The organism is Hyphobacterium marinum, assembly GCF_036330325.1.
GTDB classification, from domain to species: domain Bacteria; phylum Pseudomonadota; class Alphaproteobacteria; order Caulobacterales; family Maricaulaceae; genus Hyphobacterium; species Hyphobacterium marinum.
Genome location: NZ_JAZDRO010000001.1, coordinates 808,557 through 832,923, shown reverse-complemented (window position 1 = coordinate 832,923; position 24,367 = coordinate 808,557). Strand labels below are relative to the sequence as shown.

The 24,367-nt window shown below is 64.7% G+C and carries 28 protein-coding genes and 1 other RNA gene; 12 read left to right on the top strand and 17 right to left on the bottom strand.

All coding sequences use genetic code 11. The annotated features are described in order from the left end of the window. Positions 1 to 82: 82 nt before the first annotated feature. Genes rpmH through dapD form a run of 7 tightly spaced genes read left to right on the top strand, consistent with a single transcriptional unit; the run spans position 83 to position 5,603 of the window. On the top strand, positions 83 to 217 hold the full coding sequence (gene rpmH, locus V0U35_RS04015) for a 50S ribosomal protein L34 (RefSeq protein ID WP_330195367.1): 135 nt from the start codon (positions 83 to 85) through the stop codon (positions 215 to 217). 20 nt (positions 218 to 237) lie between these two features. After that, positions 238 to 630 carry a ribonuclease P protein component gene (gene rnpA / locus V0U35_RS04010; RefSeq protein ID WP_373696369.1) on the top strand — a complete coding sequence of 131 codons (393 nt, stop codon included), beginning with the start codon at positions 238 to 240 and terminating at the stop codon, positions 628 to 630. Beyond that, on the top strand, positions 620 to 2,395 hold the full coding sequence (yidC, locus tag V0U35_RS04005; protein ID WP_330195365.1) for a membrane protein insertase YidC: 1,776 nt from the start codon (positions 620 to 622) through the stop codon (positions 2,393 to 2,395). The genes rnpA and yidC overlap by 11 nt, the downstream gene beginning before the upstream one ends. A 38-nt stretch (positions 2,396 to 2,433) precedes the next feature. Then, positions 2,434 to 3,036, top strand: coding sequence for a ribosome biogenesis GTP-binding protein YihA/YsxC (yihA, locus tag V0U35_RS04000; protein ID WP_373696368.1), 603 nt, complete (start codon positions 2,434 to 2,436; stop codon positions 3,034 to 3,036). A 10-nt stretch (positions 3,037 to 3,046) separates the two neighbouring features. Beyond that, positions 3,047 to 4,063, top strand: a complete 1,017-nt coding sequence (locus tag V0U35_RS03995; protein WP_330195364.1) for a DUF1036 domain-containing protein — start codon at positions 3,047 to 3,049, stop codon at positions 4,061 to 4,063. Continuing rightward, entirely contained in the window at positions 4,060 to 4,773 is a 714-nt protein-coding gene (locus tag V0U35_RS03990; RefSeq protein WP_330195363.1) for a pyrimidine 5'-nucleotidase, read from the top strand. The genes V0U35_RS03995 and V0U35_RS03990 overlap by 4 nt, the downstream gene beginning before the upstream one ends. Continuing rightward, positions 4,770 to 5,603 carry a 2,3,4,5-tetrahydropyridine-2,6-dicarboxylate N-succinyltransferase gene (gene dapD / locus V0U35_RS03985; RefSeq protein WP_330195362.1) on the top strand — a complete coding sequence of 278 codons (834 nt, stop codon included), beginning with the start codon at positions 4,770 to 4,772 and terminating at the stop codon, positions 5,601 to 5,603. The genes V0U35_RS03990 and dapD overlap by 4 nt, the downstream gene beginning before the upstream one ends. On the opposite strand, the gene V0U35_RS03980 is transcribed toward dapD, so the two are convergent. Beyond that, positions 5,600 to 6,064: a cupin domain-containing protein gene (locus V0U35_RS03980; protein WP_330195361.1), complete on the bottom strand. Its 465-nt coding sequence runs from the start codon at positions 6,062 to 6,064 to the stop codon at positions 5,600 to 5,602. The genes dapD and V0U35_RS03980 overlap by 4 nt on opposite strands. A 95-nt stretch (positions 6,065 to 6,159) precedes the next feature. Between V0U35_RS03980 and dapE the strand changes: the two genes are divergently transcribed. Then, entirely contained in the window at positions 6,160 to 7,308 is a 1,149-nt protein-coding gene (dapE, locus tag V0U35_RS03975) for a succinyl-diaminopimelate desuccinylase (protein WP_330195360.1), read from the top strand. Next, positions 7,305 to 7,889, top strand: a complete 585-nt coding sequence (locus V0U35_RS03970; protein WP_330195359.1) for a hypothetical protein — start codon at positions 7,305 to 7,307, stop codon at positions 7,887 to 7,889. Before dapE ends, V0U35_RS03970 begins: the two co-directional genes overlap by 4 nt. Here the strand turns inward: V0U35_RS03970 and truA are convergent. From truA to V0U35_RS03935, 7 genes are all read right to left on the bottom strand, one after another. Beyond that, positions 7,871 to 8,620 carry a tRNA pseudouridine(38-40) synthase TruA gene (truA, locus tag V0U35_RS03965; RefSeq protein ID WP_330195358.1) on the bottom strand — a complete coding sequence of 250 codons (750 nt, stop codon included), beginning with the start codon at positions 8,618 to 8,620 and terminating at the stop codon, positions 7,871 to 7,873. The two genes, V0U35_RS03970 and truA, sit on opposite strands and share 19 nt — an antisense overlap. Positions 8,621 to 8,726: 106 nt before the next feature. Then, entirely contained in the window at positions 8,727 to 9,656 is a 930-nt protein-coding gene (gene fmt / locus V0U35_RS03960) for a methionyl-tRNA formyltransferase (RefSeq protein WP_330195357.1), read from the bottom strand. Between the two features lie 140 nt (positions 9,657 to 9,796). Then, complete coding sequence (locus V0U35_RS03955; RefSeq protein ID WP_330195356.1) at positions 9,797 to 10,375, bottom strand: hypothetical protein; 579 nt, start codon at positions 10,373 to 10,375, stop codon at positions 9,797 to 9,799. A 44-nt stretch (positions 10,376 to 10,419) separates the two neighbouring features. After that, positions 10,420 to 10,938: a GNAT family N-acetyltransferase gene (locus tag V0U35_RS03950; RefSeq protein WP_330195355.1), complete on the bottom strand. Its 519-nt coding sequence runs from the start codon at positions 10,936 to 10,938 to the stop codon at positions 10,420 to 10,422. Next, positions 10,935 to 11,084 (bottom strand): hypothetical protein, encoded by a 150-nt coding sequence (locus V0U35_RS03945; RefSeq protein ID WP_330195354.1) that lies wholly within the window; start codon positions 11,082 to 11,084, stop codon positions 10,935 to 10,937. The genes V0U35_RS03950 and V0U35_RS03945 overlap by 4 nt, the downstream gene beginning before the upstream one ends. Before the next feature lie 35 nt (positions 11,085 to 11,119). Beyond that, on the bottom strand, positions 11,120 to 11,641 hold the full coding sequence (gene def / locus V0U35_RS03940) for a peptide deformylase (protein ID WP_330195353.1): 522 nt from the start codon (positions 11,639 to 11,641) through the stop codon (positions 11,120 to 11,122). 31 nt (positions 11,642 to 11,672) lie between these two features. Next, complete coding sequence (locus V0U35_RS03935) at positions 11,673 to 13,016, bottom strand: DNA recombination protein RmuC (protein WP_330195352.1); 1,344 nt, start codon at positions 13,014 to 13,016, stop codon at positions 11,673 to 11,675. A 160-nt stretch (positions 13,017 to 13,176) separates the two neighbouring features. Here V0U35_RS03935 and V0U35_RS03930 point away from each other — a divergent pair, with 160 nt between their 5' ends. Together V0U35_RS03930 and V0U35_RS03925 are read left to right on the top strand one after the other, a co-directional pair. After that, positions 13,177 to 14,310: a GNAT family N-acetyltransferase gene (locus tag V0U35_RS03930; RefSeq protein WP_330195351.1), complete on the top strand. Its 1,134-nt coding sequence runs from the start codon at positions 13,177 to 13,179 to the stop codon at positions 14,308 to 14,310. A 59-nt stretch (positions 14,311 to 14,369) separates the two neighbouring features. Beyond that, positions 14,370 to 15,476 carry a PQQ-dependent sugar dehydrogenase gene (locus V0U35_RS03925; RefSeq protein ID WP_330195350.1) on the top strand — a complete coding sequence of 369 codons (1,107 nt, stop codon included), beginning with the start codon at positions 14,370 to 14,372 and terminating at the stop codon, positions 15,474 to 15,476. Here V0U35_RS03925 and V0U35_RS03920 read toward each other — a convergent pair. The 8 genes from V0U35_RS03920 to V0U35_RS03885 all read right to left on the bottom strand — a co-directional run bounded on the left by V0U35_RS03920 (position 15,473) and on the right by V0U35_RS03885 (position 20,961). After that, the gene (locus tag V0U35_RS03920; RefSeq protein ID WP_330195349.1) at positions 15,473 to 16,213 is read right to left on the bottom strand and encodes a queuosine precursor transporter; all 741 of its coding nucleotides are present in this window, start codon (positions 16,211 to 16,213) and stop codon (positions 15,473 to 15,475) included. The genes V0U35_RS03925 and V0U35_RS03920 overlap by 4 nt on opposite strands. An 81-nt stretch (positions 16,214 to 16,294) precedes the next feature. Further along, a complete protein-coding gene (gene recR, locus V0U35_RS03915; RefSeq protein ID WP_330195348.1) occupies positions 16,295 to 16,900 on the bottom strand; it encodes a recombination mediator RecR in 606 nt (201 codons plus the stop codon). A 49-nt stretch (positions 16,901 to 16,949) separates the two neighbouring features. Continuing rightward, complete coding sequence (locus tag V0U35_RS03910) at positions 16,950 to 17,279, bottom strand: YbaB/EbfC family nucleoid-associated protein (RefSeq protein WP_330195347.1); 330 nt, start codon at positions 17,277 to 17,279, stop codon at positions 16,950 to 16,952. After that, on the bottom strand, positions 17,276 to 19,078 hold the full coding sequence (locus tag V0U35_RS03905; protein ID WP_330195346.1) for a DNA polymerase III subunit gamma/tau: 1,803 nt from the start codon (positions 19,076 to 19,078) through the stop codon (positions 17,276 to 17,278). Before V0U35_RS03905 ends, V0U35_RS03910 begins: the two co-directional genes overlap by 4 nt. Positions 19,079 to 19,114: 36 nt before the next feature. Then, an RNA gene (gene ffs / locus V0U35_RS03900) (signal recognition particle sRNA small type) lies at positions 19,115 to 19,212 on the bottom strand. A gap of 62 nt (positions 19,213 to 19,274) precedes the next feature. Further along, positions 19,275 to 20,150: an SRPBCC domain-containing protein gene (locus V0U35_RS03895; protein ID WP_330195345.1), complete on the bottom strand. Its 876-nt coding sequence runs from the start codon at positions 20,148 to 20,150 to the stop codon at positions 19,275 to 19,277. Further along, positions 20,147 to 20,623 carry an SRPBCC family protein gene (locus V0U35_RS03890; protein ID WP_330195344.1) on the bottom strand — a complete coding sequence of 159 codons (477 nt, stop codon included), beginning with the start codon at positions 20,621 to 20,623 and terminating at the stop codon, positions 20,147 to 20,149. Before V0U35_RS03890 ends, V0U35_RS03895 begins: the two co-directional genes overlap by 4 nt. Continuing rightward, a complete protein-coding gene (locus V0U35_RS03885) occupies positions 20,620 to 20,961 on the bottom strand; it encodes an ArsR/SmtB family transcription factor (RefSeq protein ID WP_330195343.1) in 342 nt (113 codons plus the stop codon). The genes V0U35_RS03890 and V0U35_RS03885 overlap by 4 nt, the downstream gene beginning before the upstream one ends. A 156-nt stretch (positions 20,962 to 21,117) precedes the next feature. Here V0U35_RS03885 and V0U35_RS03880 point away from each other — a divergent pair, with 156 nt between their 5' ends. Beyond that, positions 21,118 to 22,512 (top strand): mechanosensitive ion channel domain-containing protein, encoded by a 1,395-nt coding sequence (locus V0U35_RS03880; protein ID WP_330195342.1) that lies wholly within the window; start codon positions 21,118 to 21,120, stop codon positions 22,510 to 22,512. Here the strand turns inward: V0U35_RS03880 and V0U35_RS03875 are convergent, their stop codons facing one another. After that, positions 22,513 to 24,315 carry an AsmA family protein gene (locus tag V0U35_RS03875; RefSeq protein WP_330195341.1) on the bottom strand — a complete coding sequence of 601 codons (1,803 nt, stop codon included), beginning with the start codon at positions 24,313 to 24,315 and terminating at the stop codon, positions 22,513 to 22,515. Between the last annotated feature and the right edge of the window lie 52 nt (positions 24,316 to 24,367).

The window sequence follows — 24,367 nt, the reverse complement described above, 5'->3', positions numbered from 1 at the left end:
GCGCATATCGGTCTTGACGCGGGGGCAGTGAAGCGCGTATGGACCGCGCCTCGCTTACGAATACGCCTGATGGAGCGCGCCCGTGAAACGTACATTCCAACCGTCCAACCTTGTCCGCGCTCGCCGGCACGGTTTCCGCGCGCGCATGGCCACCAAGGCTGGCCGTCAGGTTCTGTCCCGCCGCCGCGCCAAGGGCCGCAAGCGGCTGTCAGCCTGACACCCACGGAAAAACAGGGCATTCCCGTCGGCCGCCTAACGGTGCGCCGCGAATTCCTGCATGCCGCAAAAGGCAAAAAGGCGGTTCGTCCCGGCCTTGTTCTGCAGGCCCGTTCCGGCCTTGCGCCTGCTGACTCCTGCCGCGCGGGATTTACCGCCACGAAAAAGATCGGCGGCGCAGTCCAACGCAACCGCGCCAAGCGCCGCCTGCGCGAGGCGGCACGGCTGCTATTGCCCCTCTACGGACAGGCCGGTGTCGACTATGTATTCATCGCCCGCGCCACGACGGGCGCACGCGACTGGCCGCATCTGCTTGACGATGTGAAAAGCGCACTGTTAACCCTCGCGCGGCCCGCATCCGGCGGGCGCACCGACGAACCACAAGACACGAGGCCGGGCGCCCATGGGCGATAACAAGAATATGATCATTGCGATCGCCATCGCGATCGGCGTGATGTTCATCTATCAATTCCTGGTTCTGGAGCCGGCGGCCCGCCGCCAGCGCGCCGAACTGGAGGCCCAACAAGCCGAGATCGCCGCAACCGGTGGTGTTGACACGACAGTCAGCGAGGTCGCGGTCGATCGCGATACGGCGCTGGCCAGTGAAACCCGGATTGAAATCGATGCGCCATCCGTAGCCGGATCCTTTTCGCTGACCGGAACGCGGTTCGACGATCTGCGCCTGTTGCGCCACCGCACAACGATCGAGGACGATTCGCCCGTCGTCCTGCTCAATCCGCGTGGCAGCGAGCATGCCTATTTCGCCGATGATGGCTGGGCGGCCGGTGCCAACGGTCCGCGCGACGTTCCCGGCGCGACAACGACCTGGACGCTCGCGGAAGGCAATCGCCTGACCCCGGATACGCCGGTCGTTCTCGAATATGCCGGTTCGGACGGGCTAACCTTCCGCCGCCGCATCGAAATCGACGAGAATTACATGTTCACCGTAACCGACACGGTGACCAATACCGGTTCGGCCGCCGCGACCCTGTCGCGCTATGGCCGTGTGCGCCAGCTGGGCGAACCGCCGGACCTGTCGAATTTCTTCATCCTGCATGAAGGCCCGATCGCCATGGTCGGCGGCAGCCTGACTGACCGCAAGTACGACAATGTCGATGCCGACGATCCGGTCGAACGCGATGGCGTGGGCGGCTGGGTCGGCATTACCGGCAAATACTGGATGACCGCTGTCATCCCCGACCAGTCGGTCGAGTTCGAAGCCACCATCCAGCGCATTGAGCGCCAGGGCGATGACGTCTTCCAGACCAGCTACCAGACCCAGCCGCTCGAGCTGGCACCGGGCGAGACGACGACGTCGCAATCGCGTGTCTTTGCCGGGGCGAAACGGGCCGACGTGCTGCAGGCCTACGAGGAAGACCTCGGCATCCAGCGTTTCGACATGGCGATTGACTGGGGCATGTTCTGGTTCCTGACCCGGCCCTATTTCTGGCTTCTGCACACGCTCGCGGGCGTATTTGGCGGTGCCTACGGCTTCGGCTTCGCCATCTTGGCCGTGACAGTTCTGGTCAAGCTGCTCTTCTTCCCCATTGCCAACCGGGCCTATGTCTCGATGGCGAAGATGAAGAACCTGCAGCCGAAGATGACCGAGATCCGCGAGCGCCATGCCGACGACAAGCAGAAGCAGCAGCAGGAAATCATCGCGCTCTACCAGCGTGAAAAGGTCAATCCGCTCGCCGGTTGTCTGCCTATATTGTTGCAGATCCCGGTCTTCTACGCGCTCTACAAGACGATTTTTGTCACGCTGGAACTGCGTCACCAGCCCTTCCCGGGCTGGATCCAGGACCTGTCGGCCCCGGACCCCACGAATATGTGGAATCTCTTCGGAGCCCTGCCCTTCGACCCGTCCGGCTGGCCGGTCCTGGGCGGCTTCCTGGCCATTGGTGCCTGGCCGCTGATCATGGGCGTCACGATGTGGGCCCAGCAGGCGCTGAACCCGCCGCCGCCCGACAAGATGCAGGCGCGCATCTTCGCCTTCATGCCGATCATGTTCACCATCATCCTCGCACCGTTCGCGGCCGGCCTGGTGATCTACTGGGCGTGGAACAACTTCCTGTCGGTGCTGCAGCAATACATCATCATGCGCCGCCAGGGCGTGGAGACGCAGTTCGACAAGCTGGTCAAACGCCTGACCGGCGGGGCCAAGGAGTCCGAGAGCTGACCGGGGACGGTACCGACGCCCTTGCCGCCGGACGGCAGCTGTTTTCCCGCCCCGTCACCTTCCTGCGCGGGGCGGTGAAGCTGGATGACTTGCCGCCGACCGACCTGCCCGAAGTCGCTTTCGCGGGGCGGTCGAATGTCGGCAAGTCCAGCCTGATCAATGCACTCGCCCGCCAGAAACAGCTCGCCCGCGCCTCGGGTGAACCGGGCCGGACGCGCGAGCTCAACTTCTTTGACCTCGACGGCAAGATTCGACTCGTCGACCTTCCCGGCTATGGCTTTGCCAAGGCCCCGAAGAAGGAAGCCGAGCGCTGGACGCGGCTGACCCAGAATTTCCTCAAGGGCCGCCCGAATCTGAAGCGGGTCTATCTCCTGATTGATTCCCGGCACGGCTTCAAAGCCAATGACGATGCGGTGATGAAGGAATTCGACGTTGCCGCGGTCAGCTACCAGATAGTCCTGACCAAGACCGACAAGCTCAAGCCCGCCGAGATCGAGAAATGCCTCGCCGGTGTCGCGGCAAAGATATCCCGCCGCCCGGCGGCTTTCCCTGACATCATCGCCACCTCCTCGGCCAAGGGTGACGGGATTGCCGAGCTGCGCGGTGCAATTGCCGTGTTGACGCCTGAATTTGGCAGCTAGAATGGCAGGCATGATCCGCGTCATTGCCATCCTCGCCTTCTGGCTGCTTGCCCTGCCAGCCGCCCGTGCCGCGGAAATCTGCAACGAGACGAGCTATATCGTCGAAGCCGCGCTCGGCTGGCGCTCGAACGACGAGATCGCCGTGGAAGGCTGGACCCGCGTCCGCCCGGGAGAATGTGTCCGGGCAGGCCCGGACATCCCGGCCGAATCGGGTGAACCGCTCCTCCTCTATGCGCGCTCCAGCGCGGCCTATCTTGGCGGCGTGCGCGAATGGCGCGGCGACATCCCGCTCTGCGTCGGTCCATCGGATTTCTCTGCCGAGGGCGTCACCGATTGCGAGGCCCTGGGGCTCGAACAGCGCGGTTTTGCCATTCTCCGCGGCGAGCACCGCCAACGCACCGTCCTCGTCGAGCCGGCCGGGTTCGGCGATCGTGCCGAGGAGGCCGGTGTCCAGCGCCTGCTCCAGGCGACCGGGGCTGACATCCGTGCCATCGACGGTGTCGCGGGACGCCGGACGACGGCGGCCATTGCCGCCTTTGTGCGCAATGCCGGCCTGCCGCGTGTCCCGGAACGCCCCGAACTGATTGACGCGCTGGAGGCTGCCGCCCTGCGCCGCAACGCCACGACCGGGCTGACACTCTGCAATGAAACCGGCGAAGCCGCCGCGGCCGTCATCGCCCGCCAGCGCAATGACGCCTGGGAATCACGCGGCTGGTGGCGTCTCGAACCGGGGGCCTGCGCCCGGGTGGTTGCCGAGCGCCTGACCACGCGCGCCATCCATGTCTATGCCGAGCTGACCGAAGGCAATCGCCCCCTGTCGGGCGGTGTGGAAGTCTTTTGCGTTGCGCCCTCGCGTTTCCTCTCCGAAGGCCGGGACCAGTGCGCCGAGCGCGGATACGCCCAGGCGGCTTTCAGACAGATTCCCGAGCCGGTCGAGGGCAGCGCCACGCTGACCTTCGGACCGGAGGACTTCGACGCCGAGCCCGCCCCTATCCCCGAATTGCGCGATGGCGGGGACGAGGAATGAGCGCGCCAGAAACCGGCCCCGATCTCTCCCACGTCACGACCTGGGTGTTTGATCTCGACCACACGCTCTATCCGTCCGACGCGGCGATCATGAGCCAGGTCGATGCGCGAATGACCGACTATGTCGCGCGTACCTTACGACTGCCTCGCGACGAAGCCCGCATCGTCCAGAAGACGTATTGGCGCGAACACGGCACGACGCTCAACGGGCTGATGGCCAATAACCAGATCGGCGACGGGCGGGAGTTTCTCGATTTCGTCCACGATATCGACCTCGACGTGATCGACCCGGACCCGGTCCTCGCGGACCGCATCCGCGCCCTGCCCGGCAAGCGCTATGTCTATACCAACGGATCGATGAAACACGCCGAGAATGTCTGCGGGCGGTTGGGCCTATCCGACTGTTTTGATGATCTCTTTGACGTCGAGGCCGCTGGTTTCCAGCCCAAGCCACTGATGGCCGGGTTCGAGCGTTTCTCCAGCCGCTTCGCCATTCGCCCGGCAGAAGCCTCCTTCTTCGAAGACTCGGTGCGCAATCTGAAAACCGCGCACGAACTGGGCTGGACCACCATCCTCATCCGGGCCAAACCGGGCCCTCGCGACGAGGAAAGCGCCGGCCCCGGCGAACATCCCGACCATGTCCATTTCGCTGCCGACTGCCTGAAGACCTTTCTGGGCGAGGCGCGCACCGCTTCAGGAATCCGCCGATGACCACAGACCGTAACAGCCTGAAATCCATCATCGAAACGGCCTGGGACAATCGCGCCGAATTGTCCTCCAAGGACAGAGAAACCGCGCGTGCGGTCGATGCCGCCATTGCCCTGCTCGACAGCGGCGAGGCCCGGGTCGCCTCGCGCGGAGAGGATGGTGAGTGGACCGTCCATCAATGGCTCAAAAAAGCCGTCCTCCTCTCCTTCCGCCTCAACCCGATGGGCCTCATCCAAGGCGGACCGGGTCAGGGCGTGTGGTGGGACAAGGTGCCGTCGAAATTCGACGGCTGGACGGCAGAGAATTTCGAGGCCGCCGGTTTCCGCGCTGTCCCGCCCTGCGCTGTGCGCCGGGGTGCGCACATCTCGAAGGGCGCTGTGCTGATGCCCTCCTACGTCAATATCGGGGCCCATGTCGGCGAGGGCGCGATGATCGACACCTGGGCTTCCATCGGGTCGTGCGCGCAGATCGGCAAGGACGTCCATGTCTCGGCCGGGGCGGGGATTGGCGGCGTGCTCGAACCCTTGCAAGCCAACCCGACCATTATCGAGGACAACGCCTTCATCGGTGCGCGTTCCGAAGTCGTTGAGGGCGTGATCGTCCGCGAAGGCGCGGTGCTCGCCATGGGCGTCTTCATCTCGGCCTCGACCAAGATCGTCGACCGCGCCAGCGGCGAGATCCTCTATGGCGAAGTCCCGGCCTATGCGGTCGTCGTCCCCGGTTCGCTGCCCGATCCGAAGGGCGGCCCGTCGCTCGCCTGCGCCGTGATCGTCAAGCGGGTCGATGAAAAGACCCGCGCCAAGACCGCGATCAACGAGCTCCTGCGGACCTAGAACTCACTCCCGTCCTTGCGGGTCCAGCGCGCCGGAGCGGAATAGCGTCCCGGCCAGAATTTCATGTCGATGTCCGGGTATTCGCCGTGGTCGCGGTCATCACGGCTACCGACGACCAGCATCACCGCGTCGGCATCGGACCGGTTCTGCAGGCAGTGCCCGTCCTTCACGCCGGCCTTGAAGCCCGCGACATCGCCGGGGAGCATGACCTCCTCGCCCGCATCCGTGACCAGCACCGCCTCGCCTTCGAGCATGTAGATCAGCTCGTCCTCATGGCTGTGCCAGTGGCGCTGCGACGACCAGACACCGGGCTTCAGGCGCAACAGATTGACCCCGAACTGCGTGAGGCCAAACGGCGCGCCGAGCGCCTGCCACACCCGTGCCTGACACGGTTCGTCATGGGGCGACGGGTATCGCGACCCGGTCTGTTCGGGCAGGTCGGATGCAACCGCTTTCACCATCGCGTCATTCTCCTTGTCGCAAGGCCTCGCCAATGCCTTATGTATAGTCTGAAATCTGATCCCGTTTCAGCAAACTGATGAGCGACTCCACAGGAATGACAAACGCCGTCGACCTTGCCCGCGACCTCATTCGCGCCCCGTCCGTCACGCCCGATGACGGCACCGCGATGGATGTGCTCGCCGCGGCGCTGGAGAAGCTGGGCTTCGCCTGTACACGTTACCCGTTCGGCGAGGTCGACAATCTCTATGCAAGGCTGGGCACTGAAGGCCCGGTCCTCGCCTTTGCCGGGCACACCGATGTCGTCCCGACAGGCGACGAGGCCAGCTGGACGCGCGCGCCCTTTTCCGGCGACCTGAAGGACGGCATTCTGTGGGGGCGCGGCGCGGCGGACATGAAGGGCGCGATCGCAGCCTTTGCCGCGGCGGTCGGTCAGTACAAGGCCGAGCAGGGCGATCCGCCGGGCTCCATCGCCTTCCTCATCACCGGCGACGAGGAAGGCCCGGCGCTCGACGGCACGGTCAGGCTGATGGAGGCGGTTCACGCCGCCGGTGAGCGCTTCGACCAGGTCCTCGTCGGTGAACCGACCAATCCCAATCATCTGGGGGAAACCATCAAGATCGGGCGGCGCGGCAGCCTGAATGGTGTCATCACCGTGACCGGCCGCCAGGGCCATGTCGCCTATCCGGAGCTCGCTGCCAATCCGGTGCCCGTCCTCCTGCAGCTGCTAGACCGGTTGCTGACGCGCGAACTCGACACCGGCGCGCCGCATTTCCAGCCGAGCAATCTGGAAGTGACCTCCGTCGATGTCGGCAATACCGCCCACAATGTCATCCCGGGCAAGGCCACCGCGCAATTCAACATCCGGTTCAACACCGCCCACAAGGGCGACGATCTCAAACGCTGGATCGAGGACGAGGCCAAGGCCGTCGGGCTGGGCTATGCCGGAAAAATTGATCTCAACCTGGCCGTGACGGGCGAGGCTTTCCTGTCGAAACCGGGCGGCTTCGTCACCCTCTTACAAGATGCCGCTGAGGCCGAGACCGGCCGCCGTCCGGCGCTGACGACCGGGGGCGGCACGTCTGATGCGCGCTTTATCCGCAACTATGCCCCGGTCTGTGAATTCGGCTTGGTTGGCGCGACCATGCACCAGATCGACGAGCGCGTGCCGGCGGCCGATATCGACACGCTGACGCGCATCTATGCCCGTGTCATTGCCGGCTTTTTCGCCGGGACGGGGAAATGAACACGTTCATCCGCGACGCCGTTTATGCCTTTGCAGGTCTGAAACGGCTCTTTCTGTTTCAGGACGGATGGCGCGGCTGTTTCGATGTCAGTTATGAGGGCGTCGCGCGCAGCTTCCGGGCGGTGATCCCGACCCTGCCGCTCTATGCGCTCATCCAGATCGGTATCGTCTACATGATCCAGGATGCCGGTCAGGCGCACCCCGGCTTCCCGCCTGCCTATCTTGCGGCTGATTTCGCGCGTATCTGGCTGCTCTTTCCGGTCTCGGCAGCGCTCGCCGCAACCCTGTTTTCACGCAAGGGACCGTATGGCCTGTGGCTCGTCGTCCATAACTGGACGGTGTTCGCGCTCATCGCCTTCCAGGCCGCGCTGGTCATCATCTATCTCGCGGGGCTGATGCCGCCCGAGGCGCTGTGGTTCTTCCTCGCCATCCCGATGCGCTTCATCCTGCTGATCGTGCATTGGCGGGTGGCGACGGCCACGCTCGGCCTAAGCTGGGGCGCGGGTGCCGGGGCTGCGGCGCTCCACATCGTCATCGATCTGATCGCCGCAACGGCGATTGCCTACGCGCTCGCCGGATAGTCGACCCGGGTCAGGTAGAGCCCGTCGGGCGGTGCCACCGGGCCGCAGCGCGAACGGTCGGCGGCTTCGAGCACATCGCGGAAGTCCCGGGCCGACCACTTGCCCCATCCGACCTCGACCAGCGAACCGGTAAAAGACCGCACCTGCCGGTGCAGGAAGGACCGCGCCGAACAGGTCAGGTGAATCTCCTCCCCCACGCGCTCAACGGCAATCGCGTCGAGCGTCTTGACCGGCGAGTCCGACTGGCATTGCGCGTCGCGGAAGGTGGAAAAATCGTGCAGGCCGACAAGGCATTGCGCCGCGTCGTGCATGGCGGCGACATCGAGCGGTACTGGAATGCGCCAGACCTGGCCTTTCAGGAGCGTCAGCGGAGGACGCCGGTCGATCAGCCGGTAGAGATAATGCCGGGCCGTCGCCGAATAGCGGGCATGGAAATCCTCGCCGACACGCTCGGCATCCAGCACGGCCACCGGGTCGGCACGCAGATGATGGTTCAGCGCATCACGGACCGTGTCGGTCGGCAAATCCTTGACCAGATCAAGATGGGCGACCTGGCCCAGCGCGTGAACTCCGGCATCGGTGCGCCCCGCGCCCTGGACCGTCACCGGGGCTTCGTCGAGTCGTTCCGCCGCCGCCTCAATCGCGCCCTGCACCGAGGGCGCATCGGCCTGGCGTTGCCAGCCCGCGAAGGGCGATCCATCATATTCCAGCGTAAGCTTGTAGCGGGGCATGTCTACACCCTCCCCCACCGAGGGAGGGTTGGGGTGGGGGCAATCCAGCCTGTCTCACCCCACCCTGACCCTCCCCTCAAGGGGAGGGAAAGCGGCGAGCTGGATGTCATAACACGACGCCCTTGCTGACCGCATTTCCTCTGAGGAAATCGTCCGCGTCCATCGCCGCCTTGCCCTCGCGCTGCAGGCGGGTGAGGCGCACCGCGCCGCGCCCGCAGGCGACGAGGAGCCCGTCATCGAGGACTTCACCCGGCTCGCCGTCGCCGCGTTCCGGTTCAGCGAAAAGGACTTTGACGCGGACCTTGCCCTTCTCGGTGGCGAGCTCGAACCAGGCCCCCGGAAACGGTGACAGTCCGCGGATATGGTCGCTGACTTCGCCGGCCGGTTTCGACCAGTCGATGCGGGCTTCTTCCGATGTGATTTTCTTCGCGTAGGTCGCGCCGTCGTCAGACTGGGCCACCGCTTCCAGCGATCCGCGTTCGAGCGCGGCGAGCGCGCGCGGCCACATCTGCGCCCCGACCGCCATCAGCCGGTCGTGCAGCTTGCCGGCGGTGTCGTTCGGGTGGATCGCGACGGTTTCGGACAGCAGGATTGGCCCGGTATCGAGCCCCGCCTCCATCTGCATGATCTGCACGCCGGTGCGTTCATCACCCGCCATGATGGCGCGCTGGATCGGGGCCGCACCGCGCCAGCGCGGCAGGAGCGAGGCGTGGAGGTTGAGACACCCCAGGCGCGGTGCGTCAAGCGCTTCCTGTGTCAGAATCTGGCCATAGGCGACGACAATCGCCGCATCGAGATCAAGCGCCTGGAAATTCGCGATGACATCCGCGTCCCGGAAGCGCTCGGGCGTCTCGACGGGGATACCGAACTGTTCAGCCAGCACATGGACCGGTGTCTTTTGCTCGGCCTGTCCGCGTCCACGCCGGCGGGGCGGCTGGGTATAGACGCGCGCGACGTCATGGCCGGCGGCCGCGATCTCGGCGAGAGAGGCGGCGGCGAATTCGGGCGTACCCATGAAGGCAAGGCGCAAGGTCATGGCCGGGTTTGAGCGCGCGGCGCGTCAAAGATCAAGGGCGCAAATGACAGGCGTCATGCCCCGCTTCATGCGGGGCATCTCTGGAACCACTAGGATTCCCCGGACTAGCCGGGGAATGACGCGGCGTTTCGTAGTAACCGCTACCCCTCAGCGCCCCAGGGCGGCGGCGGGGTATCGACGGTCTCGGTCAGGTTGAAGACCGCCTCGAAATGCCGGTCGGGGCGGTCGAGCGCATAGGTCAGTGTTTCCTCGGTCAGGGTCAGAGACCAGACATTGTCCATGCTGACCGGAATGCCTTCACGCTCGAAGAGATCGCGGCTGAAGTCGTCGGCGGGAAACTCGGCACGCAGTCCCGTGACCGGACCTTCGGTGTCGCCGCCATACTGGGTCAGTACATCCTCGCTGCCGTCCTCGTGGCGATGGTCGTGTTTCAGGCGGAGGCCGTTTTCGGTCCGCGAGACGACCCAGGTGCGCGAATGATCCTCGCCGACATGAAGCGGGATGCGGATCGTGTCGTCCGAGCATTCGCGGAATTCAATGACAAGGCGCTGCGAGACCCAATCGGCGTCGCGCGGGTCATCACTCTCGACACGGCCTTCATAGGAGTTGCCGCAATGGGCCGAGAGCGCCTCGAAGAGGCCGGTTTCGGCGGTGTCGCCGGACGAGCAGGCCGGGAGCGCCAGAGCGCCGACGGCCAGAAGCGGAAGCCAGAGTTTCATGGCTGTCAGCTAAGCGATACGCGCGCCTGCCGGTCAAGCCGGAACTAGCCAAAATCGGCCCGGTCGAATTTCAGGACCAGGCAGTCGTCCTCGTCAAAGCGACGCGGGCCGACATCGCGAAAGCCGAGCCGCCGGTAGAAGCGGATCGCATCGGTATTACTCTCCAGTGGATCAATCAGAACCGCCTCGACCTCCGGCACGGCAAAGCAGCGCGCCAGGGCCTGGCGCATCATCGCCGTGCCGTGGCCCTGCCCCAGGAGGTCCGCTTCCCCGATCCAGATATCGATGGCCCGGTAGCCGGGGGCCATCTCGCCCCAGTATTGCGACGGATCGCGATTGGGATCGATGATCTGGAGTACGCCGATGGACCGGTCATCAAGCTCCGCGATCAGTACCTCACCGCACTGGGCATAAAAGGCAAGTTCGGCGTGCCAGTCGGCGGGGCCTTCCTCGGCTTCCTTGCCCATGCAGGCGAGGACGTGCGGCTCGCGGTCCCAGCGTTCAAGGTCGGGAATATCGGTCTCGGTTGCAGGCCGCAGGCGGACGCGTGACGGCGCGCTCATGCGGACGAGGTCGGTGAGGCCTCGCGGATCGTCTCGCAGCCCTGGAAGGTGGCGTTCCAGCGCCCGCCTTCACGTTCGCAGACGGCGGCGGGACGGTTGTGGAGCCAGAGAAAAATGACGAGGGCCTGGACCAGAAGGAGCGCCACAAGCGCGCCTCCGATCAGAAACCCTTTGCGGCCCACTACTCGGCCAGCTCTTTCTGCTTTTCGAGCTTCTTGACCTTCTGCACCGCGCGCTGGCGTTTCAGGCGCGAGAGATGGTCGATGAAAAGCACGCCTTCGAGATGGTCCATCTCGTGCTGGATGCAGACCGCATACATGCCTTCAGCGGTCTCCTCGACCTGTTTCCCGTTGTAATCGAGATAGCGCAGCTTCACGAAGGTCGGGCGTTCAACTTCGTCATAGACGGTCGGCACCGAGAGGCAGCCCTCCTCGTAGGGCGCGAGGTCGCCCGACGCGTCGAGGATTTCCGGATTGACGAAATAGCGCGGATTGCGCTCGCCCTTGCCCCAGTCGAGATCCATGACGATGACGCGCTTGGGTACGCCGATCTGGATCGCGGCGAGCCCGATCCCGTCGGCGGCGTACATGCTGTCGAGCATGTCATCCATCAGGTTCCGCAAATCCTCGTCCACCCGGTCGACGGGTTTGGAGACCTCTTTCAGGCGCGGGTCCGGGACAGTGATGATCTCGCGTACAGCCATGGTCTCTAAGTATGCCGGGCGCGGCGGAGGTTCAAGACGGGCTGTCTTCGTCCGGTCCCTCAATCAGCGGCGCGTCATCGTCATCATCGGCGGCATCGCGATAGCCATCGGGCAGCGCCTTCTTGGTTTTCGCGCCAAGCGCTTTAAGCATTTCGGTCTGGCGAATGACATTGCCGCGCCCGGTCACCAGGCGTTCCTTCGCGGTCGCCCAGGCCCCGTGCGCCTGATCGATGCGCTGGCCGACCTTGTCGAGTTCCTCCACGAATCCGACCAGCTTGTCGTAGAGCAGGCCGGCCCGTTCGGCGATCGCCTGGGCGTTCTGGTTCTGGCGCTCGATCGTCCAGAGATTCTGCACCGTGCGCATGGCCATGGTGAGGTTGGTCGGTGAGGCGATCATCACACCCCGGTCCAGCGCATAGGCGACAAGCTCGTGGTCATTTTGCAGGGCCAACACCGCCGCGCCTTCCAGCGGGATGAACATCAGGGTGAAGTCGACCCCGTCATAGAGCGCGGCATAGTCCTTCTCGCCCAGCGACTTTACATGCGTCCGCACCGAGGCGATGTGCTGCTTGAGGAAGGCCGCCCGCTGCTCTTCGGTCTCGGCATTTACGCACGCTTCGAAGGCGTTGAGGCTGACCTTGGAGTCGATCACCAGCCGGTGCCCGCCCGGCATGTTGACGACGATATCGGGCCGCAGCCGCCGCCCCTCCGCATCGGTCTCGTGGGACTGGGTCTCGAACTCCTCGCCTTCACGCAGCCCCGCCCGCGACAGGATGCGCTCCAGCACCAGTTCGCCCCAGTCGCCGCGCACCTTGGACGAGGACTTGAGCGCATTGGTGAGATTGGTCGCGTCCTGGGAGATCTGGACGGCATTCTTGTGCAGCGTATCGACGAGCTGGTGCAGCGCACTGGTCTGCCCCGTTCGTTCCTTGGCATCGTCGATGACGCGCTTCTGAAATTCGCCCAATTGTTCGCGCAACGGGTTGAGCAGGGTCTGCAGGTTTTTCGCGCTTTGCTCGTTCAGTTCCGCACCGCTGGCCTTGAGGACCTCGTTCGCCGTCAGCTTGAAACTCTCGGTGAGATCCTTGCGGGCCTTTTCCAGCTCAGCCAGCTTCTCGGCGTGGTGGCGCTCGGCCGCGTCCGAAGACGCTTTCAGCGCGGCGTGGTTCCGCTCGGCGCTTTCACGAGCCGTGTTGGCGGCTTTCAGCTCATCGCGCAGGCTGGCGATATCGCGTTCCGCCTGCTCGGCCAACGCACTCCGGCGTTCGGCCTCGCCCAGGCGGCGATGCAGGCGCGCGACATAGACCATCAGGCCGGCCAGGACCACGACCAGAACGACCGTCCCGGCCCCCATCAGCAGCATTTCCTGGCCCATGATTTCCCTGTCCCGTCCCGACTCGCGAAGGCACTAGATTACCGGAACGAAACCGAAACGCACACCCGCAACCGCACCGGAATTAACCCGCCGCTAACCCTGTTAACCAAACGGCCCGCGGCTTGCTGCGACAGGGCTGAATTTCGGGAGTTGCCTGACCATGCCTGTCACGAATGTTCCGATTCGGGAATTGACCGAGGCCGATGTCCAGCGCTGGAACGCCTGGGCTGCGCCGCAGGGTGAACTTGTCAGCCCCTATCTGCTGCACGACTTTGCAGCCGCAGTCGACGAGGTTCGCAATGACGTCAGCGTCGCGGTTATTCGCGACGGTGCCTCCATCGCCGGATATTTCGCGCATCATGCCCCGAAGGGCGGTGCGATCCGTCCCGTCGGTGCACCCATGTCGGATTATCAGGGGATTGTGTCTGCGCCGGGCGTGAAGCTCGACCCGGCCGAAATTCTCTACGACAGTGGCGCTTGCGCCCTCGTCTATGACAACTGGTACCGGCCGAGCGCCGGGCTGTCCGGCCTGTTCCGGGAACGCAATGGCTCAGCGATCTGTGATCTGTCGCTAGGAGCGGACGCCTACTTCGATGCCCAGCGCGCCCTCCACCGCGATCACTTCCGCAAGCTCGACCGCCGCCGCCGCAAGGCTGAACAGGCATTTGGTGCCATGCGCGTCGTCCTGGGCGATCCGGGCGGTCATCACTTCCACACGCTCGCAGCCTGGAAGAGCGCGCAATACCGCGCCACCGGAAAGCTCGACGTCCTGTCCGTGCCCTGGGCGCGGCAATTGCTGCGCAATCTCGGCCGCCGCGAGGGTTCGCCCTTTGGCACACTGACGGCCGCGCTCTATTTCGGTGATCACCTGGCCGCCGTGGAAACCGGCCTGAAGGCCGGAGATGTCTACCATTCCTGGTTCCCGGCCTACGATCCGGCCTTTGCCAAGTTTTCACCCGGCCTCCTCCTGATACATGCGATTGCCGAACACGCTGGCGAGCTGGGCATTGCGCGCATGGATCTCGGTCGCGATGGCGGGCATTACAAGAAATATTACGCGTCTTACGAAGTGCCCCTCGAGGCCGGGCGCGCGCTGGCACCGGGCCTCGCCGCCTTCGCGATCCGGGGCTGGGAAACCGCCGAGCAGTGCGCCCGTGTCCTGCCGCAGCCGATGGCAGACCTGCCCGCACGGTTGCGCCGGCGCTGGGCCCAGGTCAGCGCGTTCGAGCCGGAATTCGGTCCGCGCCTCGCTACGCTCGCGCGCTCATTGCGCACTGAACCCCACGCGGCCTGATCCGTCGAACTTTCCGTTGGCTTGGCCTAAAGTGGGTTACCGCCTGAGGAGACCCGCGCGTGCTGTCCCGACTGATCCCCATCTTCGCCTTCGCCCTGACCGCCTGCACGGCCCAGGCCGAAGACGGTGTCGACGCCGTCCCGGTAGCGACGGGCCTCGAACACCCGTGGAGCCTCGCCTTTCTGCCCGAGGGCGGCATGCTGGTGACCGAGCGCGCCGGGCGACTGCGCCTCGTTGATCCCGAAGGAGAACTGGCCGACACCCCGGTCGCGAATGTTCCAGAAGTCTTCGCCGGCGATCAGGCCGGCCTGTTTGACGTGGTCCTGCATCCGGACTTCGCCGATAACCGCCTTGTCTATCTCGGCCATGCCGCCGGGTCGCGCGGAGCCAACGCGACCGCGATCACGCGCGCCCGGCTGAGCGCAGACAATACGACGCTCGAAGACGTCGAGCGCATTTTCACTGTCGATCCGCTGAAGTCGGGGCGTCATCATTTTGGCGGGCGCATGGCGTTCACGCCGGATGGTTTCCTTTTGCTGACCGTCGGCGAGGGCTTTTCCCGCCGCGACGAGGCCCAGGACCCGGCCAGCCAGCTGGGGTCTGTCCTGCGTCTCGACGATGAGGGCAATCCGGCCCCCGGAAATCCCTTTGCCGAAACTGGCGATGCGGCCATCTGGACAATCGGCCACCGAAATCCACAGGGCCTCACCGTCCATCCTGAAACCGGCGAGATCTGGCTCAATGAACACGGCCCGGCGGGGGGCGACGAAGTCAACCGGCTGTCGCCAGGAGGCAACTATGGCTGGCCGGAACGGTCAAACGGCAATCGCTATTCGGGCGGGCAGATTCCTGACCATGAGGACGGCGACGGCTTTACCGGGCCGGACTGGTTCTGGACGCCCTCCATCGCGCCCTCCGGCATGGCGTTTCATTCCGGGCAGACCTTTCCGGACTGGGCCGGTGACCTGTTTGTTGGCGGACTGGCCAGTCAGGACTTGCGCCGGCTGGATCTGGAAGACGGACGCCTCGTCGGCGAAACCGTCCTCCTTGAAGACCTCGGCGCGCGCATCCGCGACGTGCGCGAAGGTCCGGATGGATATCTTTACATCCTCACAGACGAGGCCGAAGGCGGGCTCTATCGTCTTGAACCGGAAGCGGCGAACTAGCCGGTAAAGTCGAGCAATTTCCGGCGCGTCGCGATATTGCGCAGGAGATAGACGAGCGGCGTATCGAGGATGGCCGTCGCCGCCTTGAACAACACCTGCCCGATGATCAGGCTGGCAAGGCTGGCCAACGCCACCGCACCGCCGAACGCGACCAGGATGAAAACCATCGAGTTCACGATCTGCGCGATGATGGTGGAGACATTGTTACGGACCCAGAGCCGGTTCTTCCCCAAATCCCGCGTCTTGAAAAAGTGGTAGATCAACACGTCGGTGACCGCTGACACACCGAACGCCGCCATGCCGGCGATATTGGCACGGTTCACGCCTGACAGGACGAATTCAAAGGCGCGATCATTCTCATCGCTCCAGATCGACGCCTGGTTGACCCAGGGCACCCGGTCATCAACGGCCATGCCCATCACGAAGAGCAGCAAAACCAGAAAGCGAATGGCGAGACCAACAAAGACCAGGGTCAGTGCCGAACGCCGTCCCCAGACTTCACTGACCACGTCCGTGGCGGTGAAGGTCAGGGCAAAGGCAAACGTGCCGACCGGCACCAGCACGCTGGCTCCGAAGACCGAGACATCGATGGGTTTGACCGCCAGAACCGCACCGGCGATGAGGCAGGCGATGAACAGGCTGACCGAGAAGATAAACACGACACTGTGGTCCGGAGGGCGATAGACGCTCTCCGCCAGTTTTCCGTCGTTTTCCGGTCCCGAATTCAACGGCGCCATTTGCGGCAACGCATTGCCGCACCTTTCACAATTGCAATCCTAACATGAGATACTGGCCAGCCCAAGATGGTGATTGGCGCGCTAGGTCGGCCGGCGGCTTCGAAAGGCCGCCGCCAATGTGCCATCATCGAGATAGTCAAGCTCGCCTCCCACGGGAACGCCTCGTGCCAGTGAGGTAATCTGAACATCAATTCCGGCAAGGCGATCGGCCAGATAATGCGCTGTCGTCTGACCATCGACCGTGGCGTTCAGCGCCAGAACGATCTCGGTCACCTCCGGCGCTGAGGCGCGCTCGAACAGCCCGGCCATGTTGAGGTCTTCCGGACGAACACCGTCGAGTGCCGACAGCGTTCCGCCCAGAACGTGATACCGGCCGCGAAACGCATTCGCCCGTTCCAGCGCCCAGAGATCGCCGACGGTCTCGACCACACAGATCGAGGCCGGGTCGCGGCGCGGTGCGGCGCAGATCGCGCACGGATCGGTGACGTCGACATTGCCACAGGTCGAACAGGTGGAAATCTTCTCTGCTGCATCGGCGAGCGCCTCAGCCAGCGGGCCCATCAGCGCCTCGCGTTTCTTCAGGAGGTGCAGGACGGCCCGGCGCGCCGAGCGCGGCCCGAGGCCGGGCAGTTTCGACAGGAGCTGGATCAGCCGTTCGATTTCGGGGCCGGCAATGGACGCGTTCATTCTTCCGGCCCTCCCCGGCAGGCGAATCAGACCGGACCAGACTCCCGCATCAGCCGCCGAAAGGCGAGGGCATGCCCGGCGGCAATTGCAGGCCGCCCGCGGCCTCGGCCATGATTTTCTTCTGCACGTCTTCGGCGCGGCGGCGCGCATCATTGTGCGCGGCGATGATCAGGTCTTCCACGACCGTCACCTCGCTCGGCACCAGAATGCTGGGGTCGATCGACAGGCGGCGCATTTCGCCCTTGGCCGTCATCGTCACCGTGACGAGGCCAGCCCCGGATTCGCCGGTCACTTCCTCGGACTCCAGGCGGGCCTGCGCCTCGCCCATTTTTGACTGGAGTTCCTTGGCCTGCTTCATGATCTTCATGAAATCGGTCATCGGCGTTGCTCCGCTGTCTGGTCGGGGTTGGTCATGTCATCCTCGTCCGCCGCATTGCGTACTTCGACGACTTCCGCGCCGGGGAAAAGCGAGAGCGCTTCGGCCACACCGGGTTCGCGGGCGGCAGCTTCCAGCGTCTCGCGATGTTCACGGCGGCGTTTTTCGGCGATCGTCTCCCCGCCGCGTGAATCCGTTGTCGCCAGCGCGCCCCAGGTTGCGCCCGTCCATTCCAGCAGGCGTTTCGTCAGGCGCGGCGCGATGTCGCCGGGTGCGCCCTTGGCCGGTTCGAACACGATCCGCCCGGGCTTGAACGAGACCAGACGCACATAGCGCTCGACATCGGATTTGAGCGCAATATCCCGGCGTTCGGCGATCAGCGCGACCAGCGCCTCGAATGTCTCCGGACCCGGTGAAGGTTCGGCCTGGGACGGGCCTTCAGACGCGATATCCTCATCCGCGAAAGGGCGGCCATCCTCCTCCGCCTCCCGCATCTCGTTCGAAGATTGCGCCGACGGCGTTGGTTCCGGTGCGGGCTCGGGGGCCGGTTTCGCCGGTGCTGGGGGCGCGGAACTGCCCTGCCCGGCCAGCATCCGCGCGGCATCTTCCGGCGAAGGCAGATTGGCCGCCGAACCGAGGCGCAACAGCGTCATTTCCGCACCCGTCAGCGGGTCGGGCGACAGGCGGATGTCGTCGAGGCCCGTCAGCAGGATTTTCCACAGCCGGGTCAGCTGGGCGAGCGTGTAGCGTTCCGAGATCGCCTGCAGGCGTTCGACCACGTCCTTCGGTTCACCGAGATCGGCTTTGGGACCGGCGGCCTTCAGGCGCGTCGCGGCGTGGATGTAATCCAGGCAATCGCGGGCGATCACCGACGGGTCCGCCCCTGCATCGTAAAGCCCATCGAGTTCCTTGAGCGCAGTCTCATAATCTGCCCCCAGCGCGGCTTCGAGCAGGTCGAGCACGCGCGCCCGGTCGGCAAGGCCCAGCATGTCGCGGACCTGCAGCGCAGTGACCGCGCCGCCATCCTCGCCACCCTGGACGATGGCCTGATCGAGCAGGGAGAGGCCGTCGCGCACCGAGCCTTCGGCCGCGCGCGCAATAAGGGCGAGCCCTTCGGCCTCGACCTCGGCCTTTTCCTTTTTGGCAATCCGCCCGAGATGGGCAGCCAGCACGTCGCGGTCGATACGTTTCAGGTCAAACCGCTGGCAGCGCGAGAGCACCGTCACCGGCACTTTCCGGATTTCGGTCGTCGCGAAGATGAATTTCACATGCGCCGGCGGCTCTTCGAGCGTCTTCAACAGCGCATTGAACGCCGCCGTGGACAGCATGTGGACTTCGTCGATGATGTAGACCTTGAAGCGGGCCGACACAGGCGCATAGCGCACGCCTTCGAGGATTTCGCGGATATCGCCGACACCGGTGCGCGAGGCGGCGTCCATTTCCATCACGTCGACATGGGCCGAGCGGGCGATGGCATCGCAATGCACGCCGGACGGGTCGAGCGTGATCGACGGCGCGTCAGCGCTGTCCGTCTCGTAATTGAGGGCGCGGGCGATGAGGCGCGCGGTCGTCGTCTTGCCGATCCCGCGCACGCCGGTGAGCATGTAGGCATGGGCGATGCGCCCGGACTCGAACGCATTGGTCAGCGTGCGGACCATGGCCTCCTGACCGATCAGGTCCTCGAAACGGGCGGGGCGGTATTTGCGTGCCAGAACCTGATAGCCGGCATCGTCTTCAGGCAGATCCAGCCCCAGTCCGGGGCCATCCGCATCAACCGGCATATCGTTGGGAGAATCGTCCATGACCTCGCCAGTGTATCGCAGCGCCGGGAGCGTGAAAGTGGAAGACTGGACAGCGACCCGGAGCGAAACTCGTTACGGCTGCTTCCTTCCGGACCTGACCGGGTTGGCGAGGGCTCCGTCCGCGCCAGCCTTCCGGGGCTGAATATCGCGGCTCCGGCCCCGATGTGCAAGGCGGCGGAGTCAGTCGGTGCCAGATTCACTCCGCCGTGACGAACCGGTCCAGCTTGCCCAGCGTCTGGTGGCCAAGTTCGATCGCGCCGAAGCCCTTCGCCTCTTCGAATTCGGAAACGGTGGCGAACACCATGCCCAGCGTCACGCGCGTTGCGCCGTCGTCTTCCTCGAAACTGGCCCAGGCATCGGCATGTTTGGGTCCGTTCTCGCCTGCGTAGAGCGTGTAGCCGAGCCGGCTTTCCGGCCTGATGTCATGATAGCGGTGATGGTTCGGGAAGACCGTGCCATCGGGCCCGATCATGTCGAACAGCCACTCCCCGCCACTCTTCAGGTCGATCCGCGACGTCCGGCAGGAAAACCCGTCGGGGCCCCACCATTGCGGCAGGGTTTCCGGATTGACCCATGCGCCCCATACTGCCGAGCGCGGAGCGCGGATTGTCCGCTGCAGGATCATTGTCCGCTCGGCCACGCCGGCAAGATTGTCGAGCCCAGCATTGAAGCCCTCGCGGTAGCCGGCCTCCATGTCCGCCGCGAGCGACGAGAGCTGGACGGTCACGCTGAGGCGGCTGCGCGCGTCGTCGCCGGTGACGGTCGCCGTGACAAGGGACACTGACTGGGTTTTGCCTTCGCAGGAGATGACTTCGGCATTCACGCTGAGCTTTTGCGCCTCCAGCACCAGCCAGCTGATTTCACAGCGAATGTCGGGCTGACCTTCAACTTTGCAGAGTGAGATTTCCCGACCGCCAACCCGCGTGTCGGCTTCCAGAAACTCCACCGTCACGGACGGTGCGGGTGACGCCCAGATCGCCCGCGCGGCGGGAGCCGTCCACGCCGCCCAGACAGCGTCTGGCGGCGCGGCGATGTCCCGTTCAAAGGTCAGCGTGGCAATACGGTCGCTCATTTCTTCAGGCCCTTCGCATAGGCCTCCAGCTGGGTTGCGACCGTGCCCCAGCCATCATGGAAGCCCATGTCTTCATGTGACTTGCGGGTATCGGGGTTCCGGTGGCGCGCAATCGCCGTGTAGGTCGTCCCGCCCCCTGCCGCGTCCGCGAGCAACAGGATCGCCGTCATGAACGGCTCGGGCGCGGGCTTCCACCCTTCCGTATAGGCGTCGGTAAAGACCAGCTTTTCTTCTGCCACGACGTCCAGATAGACGCCCTTGTTGTCCATCTCGTTGCCGTCGACATTGAAAACGGTATTGAACCGTCCGCCGACGCGCAGATCGATGTCGACCGCCGTCACCGTGTGCGGCGCGGGGACGAAGAAGTGCGGGATGTGTTCGGGCCGGGTCCAGCACTCCCAGACCAGTGACCGCGGAACGGCCAGGGTGCGGGTGAAACTCAGATCGGTGTTCGGGTCGAGGTCAGGCATCATTTTTGACGGTCCTTCATCATTTTCATCACGTAGTCGTCCAGCCGGTCGAGCCGGCCTTCCCAGATCTCACGCTGATCATCGAGCCAGGTCCGGGCCGGCTCGAAGGCTTCGGGGACAATCGCGCAAATGCGGATTCGCCCCTGCTTGGTGGTCGCGATCAGACCGCTCTCCTCGAGGACAGCCAGATGGCGCATCACCGTCGGCAGCTTCAGCCCCGTCGGTTCGGCAAGGTCTGACACCGGGGCCGGCGTCTCGGCGAGCCGCGTCAGGATCGACCGCCGCGTCGGGTCAGCCAGCGCATGGAAGAGGCGCGAGAGGTCAGGATCATACTTAGCCATATTGCTAAGTTTCTACAGATCGACCGGCGGCGCAAGCAAAAACTTCGTCGATTGGCTAAGTTTTATCAGGAACCCTTGGTCCGGCTTGGCGTTTTGGCTTGGCCCGCCTAGCCTTGCGCCACGTCAGCCCCAGTTTCGACAGGACCCCGAACGCCCGTGACCGCTGTGATGCGCCTTCTCTTTCTCGCCGCCCTGCTGATCCTTGGCACGCCCGTCTTCGCTCAGGACACCGACCCCGAAGGGCTCGAGACGCGGGAGATCGAGGCCGAGCGCGATCCCGCCGCCGATGCCGGTATCGCGGAACGCATACGCGGCATTTTCTCCGAAATACCGGCCCTCTCCGGCGTCACGGTCGAGGTCCGCGAGGGCGTCGTCACGCTGTCCGGTGAGGTCGCCAATGATGCCGCCGCGGAGCGCGCCGTTCGGCTCGCGTCGCGCCTGACCGGTGTTGTCACGGTGGAGGAGTCCATCGAACGCGTCGTCACCGTGGAAAACAATGTCGGCCAGATTTTCGATGACCTCGAAGCCGGAACTGACCGCATCCTGCGCGCCTGGCCCGTCTATCTTGTGGCGCTCGGAACCTTCCTGTTTATCGCTGTTGGCGGCTGGCTGCTGGCCGGATGGTCGGGACTGTGGAACCGGCTCACACCCAACCCCTTCATCGCCGAACTGATATCCCAGATTGTTCGCGTCGCCGCCCTCTTCCTGGCCGTCATCATGGCGCTGAGTATCCTTGGGGCCACCGCGCTGCTGGGCACTTTCGCCGGCGGGGCGGGCCTTCTCGGACTTGCAATCGGTTTTGCGGTCCGCGACACGATCGAAAATTACATCGCCTCGATCATGCTCTCCCTGCGTCAGCCCTTCCGGGCCAATGAGCGGGTGAAAATCAACGATCATGAGGGTGTGGTGATCCGTCTGACCTCGCGCGCCACCGTCCTGATGACGCTCGACGGCAATCATCTCCGCATCCCGAATTCGGACGTCTTCAAAGGCGTGATCCTGAATTACACCCGCAATCCCGAACGGCGCTTCGAATTCAAGCTGGGCGTCGACGCCGAGGATGATCCGGTCGAGGCGATGAAAGTCGGGCTGGATGCCATCCGCGCCCTCGATTTCGTGCTTGCCGACCCCGAACCCGTCGCGATCATCGAGGAAGTCGGCGATTCCAACATCGTCCTGTGTTTCATGGCCTGGGTGAACCAGCGCGACACCGATTTCGCCAAGGCACGAAGCCTCGCCATCCGCGCTGCCAAAACGGTGATCGAAGAGCATGGCTTCACCCTGCCCGAGCCGATCTACCGCCTGCGCTTTGATCAGGCCCCGATTGCCGTGGGACAGGACGCCTCTCTTGAAGTCACCTCGTCCGGCTCGTCCAGCATGAAGACCGGGTCAGGACCTGTCAGACCGCTGAAAACCGATAGCGAGCCAGCCGGGCTCGACGCGGCCAATCTGGATGTCAGCCCGGACAATCACATCGAGAAGAAAGTCGCCGAGGAACGCGCCGAAACCGGCGAGCAGGACCTGCTCGATCCCGAACGCCCGGTCGAGTGATCAGCCGCCTTCGCTCGGACCTTCGCCGGGTCCCGCCAGGCTTTGACAGGGCGCATTTTCGCCCACACCCAGATCGGCAAAGGGAATCGCCCCGAGGGGCCCCGCCACGCCCGACAGAAGGGCGGCGACCCCGCCCTGCAACAGGCTCGCCGTCGCGTTGATATTGACCGCCGGGTCGCGCAGCGTCCCCCCGATCTGGACCCCGCCCAGGAGATTGCCCCAGGACACATCCTTGGCATCGGTTTCCACGCCGAGATCGATAATCTCGTCATGCAGCGAGATCGTCCCGTTCATCCGGATGAGACTGTCCGGCGTGTCGAGGAGGATCGGGTCTGCGCGGGCAATCCCCTCCTCCACGCTGATCCGCGCAACCGCGCAGTTGATCGGAATGAAATCGGGATCGTCCGCTTCTTCGGTGAAGATGAGCAACAGGACTTCGCCGAGATCGAGCGCGGACCCTTCCACCGCGAGATGGCGCAACTGGCTGTCCGCAGACGTCGTCAGGATGATCTCGCCATTCGACAGGCGGAAGGCGGCCCGCAGCGAGGAACTGCGGAGCCGGAGGTCAAAGCGGCTCGCCAGCCGCCCGCGCGCCAGCGCGCCGCCGGCAATGTCGCGCATGTCGAAATTCTCCAGCATGCCTTCGAGATGGCTTTCTACCGGGTCGCGTGTCGCATCGATCTGCAGGGTCGCGCGCAGCCGCCCGCCGAGTGGCGTCCGGAAAATGACCGGGTCGAGCGTGAGAACCGACCGGTCCAGTGTCAGGCTGAACGCGAGCTCATCCAGCGGCAACGGCCCGGCCTGCACGCTCTCGGCACGGAAGCGGACTTCCGCATCGGCAGCCCGAATCCGGTCAAAGTCGAGCTTGGCGTCCGGTATCAGGCGCGCACTGGCCGCATAGGCGGCATTGGCGTCTGCCTGACGGTCATTTTCCGTACCCGAGGCGACATCAGACGGCGCGCCGATGATGACGCCGAGATCATCGAAATCGAGGCTTTGCGAGACCAGGTCCGCGCGCAGCATCGGGCGCTCGGCGGAAAAATCGGCTTCCATCCAGCCGGCCAGGTCGGAGTCGCCGACCGTGCCGTCGAAGGGATCGAGCCGCCAGACCTCCCCGTCCCGCAAAAGCCGTCCGGTCAGCGCGTAGGGCGGCGTATCGGCCGCCGCCAACCCCATCAGATCGGCAAAATCAGCGAAGTTTTCACCTGCTAGTTCCAGCTCTCCGTCGAACCCGGCGAGCGACAAACCGTCTGCCTGGCCGGTCACGGTTATCCGCGCCTGGCCGCCGGTGGCCCAGAGCGTGAAGTCGCCGGACCGCAAATCACCCTCGGCCTGTTCGATCACCACGACCGAGGCGGGCCGGCTGGGGTGGATGACGTCGAGCCGGACCTGTGTGAGGTCCGCGCGGGCAACATGGGTGAGGATGGAGGGCACACCCCGGCCACCGGTGCCGCGCCGTATGGTCCAGGCGGCATTGGTGATGTGAACGGCTGGAACAATGCGCGACCCGAACATCCATCCAACCGGGTTGAGTTGCGCATCGAGCACCTCGGCCCGGCCGCGCTCCTCGAGTTCCAGATTGCGTAAATGCAGGACCGGCCGCCATCCCGGACTGATCCAGCCGGCCTCGAGCGTGACAGCACTTTCGGTTCGCTGGTCGATCTGAGCGCGAATAAACGGTGTCGCGCGCTCCGGATCGGACAGGTAAATCGCCACTGCGAACAGCGTGATCAGCGTCAGCACCGACACCCCGGCCAAAATGGCGGCCGCGATCAACAGGGGTTTGGCGGCGCGGCGCGTCATGGTGGCAGCGGTCTCCGGTTTGGCGGGTTCTGCCTGACAAACGTGACCCCGA

Coding starts and splice junctions, on each gene's coding strand:
- V0U35_RS03905 (WP_330195346.1), bottom strand. CDS start 19,078: ATGGACGATTCTCCCAACGATATGCCGGTTGATGCGGATGGCCCCGGA.
- V0U35_RS03955 (WP_330195356.1), bottom strand. CDS start 10,375: ATGAAACTCTGGCTTCCGCTTCTGGCCGTCGGCGCTCTGGCGCTCCCG.
- dapD (WP_330195362.1), top strand. CDS start 4,770: ATGACCACAGACCGTAACAGCCTGAAATCCATCATCGAAACGGCCTGG.
- V0U35_RS03990 (WP_330195363.1), top strand. CDS start 4,060: ATGAGCGCGCCAGAAACCGGCCCCGATCTCTCCCACGTCACGACCTGG.
- V0U35_RS03875 (WP_330195341.1), bottom strand. CDS start 24,315: ATGACGCGCCGCGCCGCCAAACCCCTGTTGATCGCGGCCGCCATTTTG.
- V0U35_RS03950 (WP_330195355.1), bottom strand. CDS start 10,938: ATGAGCGCGCCGTCACGCGTCCGCCTGCGGCCTGCAACCGAGACCGAT.
- truA (WP_330195358.1), bottom strand. CDS start 8,620: ATGCCCCGCTACAAGCTTACGCTGGAATATGATGGATCGCCCTTCGCG.
- V0U35_RS03935 (WP_330195352.1), bottom strand. CDS start 13,016: ATGGGCCAGGAAATGCTGCTGATGGGGGCCGGGACGGTCGTTCTGGTC.
- V0U35_RS03885 (WP_330195343.1), bottom strand. CDS start 20,961: ATGGCTAAGTATGATCCTGACCTCTCGCGCCTCTTCCATGCGCTGGCT.
- V0U35_RS03995 (WP_330195364.1), top strand. CDS start 3,047: ATGATCCGCGTCATTGCCATCCTCGCCTTCTGGCTGCTTGCCCTGCCA.
- V0U35_RS03910 (WP_330195347.1), bottom strand. CDS start 17,279: ATGACCGATTTCATGAAGATCATGAAGCAGGCCAAGGAACTCCAGTCA.
- V0U35_RS03920 (WP_330195349.1), bottom strand. CDS start 16,213: ATGGCGCCGTTGAATTCGGGACCGGAAAACGACGGAAAACTGGCGGAG.
- def (WP_330195353.1), bottom strand. CDS start 11,641: ATGGCTGTACGCGAGATCATCACTGTCCCGGACCCGCGCCTGAAAGAG.
- fmt (WP_330195357.1), bottom strand. CDS start 9,656: ATGACCTTGCGCCTTGCCTTCATGGGTACGCCCGAATTCGCCGCCGCC.
- V0U35_RS03980 (WP_330195361.1), bottom strand. CDS start 6,064: ATGGTGAAAGCGGTTGCATCCGACCTGCCCGAACAGACCGGGTCGCGA.
- dapE (WP_330195360.1), top strand. CDS start 6,160: ATGACAAACGCCGTCGACCTTGCCCGCGACCTCATTCGCGCCCCGTCC.
- V0U35_RS03930 (WP_330195351.1), top strand. CDS start 13,177: ATGCCTGTCACGAATGTTCCGATTCGGGAATTGACCGAGGCCGATGTC.
- V0U35_RS03970 (WP_330195359.1), top strand. CDS start 7,305: ATGAACACGTTCATCCGCGACGCCGTTTATGCCTTTGCAGGTCTGAAA.
- yidC (WP_330195365.1), top strand. CDS start 620: ATGGGCGATAACAAGAATATGATCATTGCGATCGCCATCGCGATCGGC.
- recR (WP_330195348.1), bottom strand. CDS start 16,900: ATGAACGCGTCCATTGCCGGCCCCGAAATCGAACGGCTGATCCAGCTC.
- V0U35_RS03890 (WP_330195344.1), bottom strand. CDS start 20,623: ATGATGCCTGACCTCGACCCGAACACCGATCTGAGTTTCACCCGCACC.
- V0U35_RS03895 (WP_330195345.1), bottom strand. CDS start 20,150: ATGAGCGACCGTATTGCCACGCTGACCTTTGAACGGGACATCGCCGCG.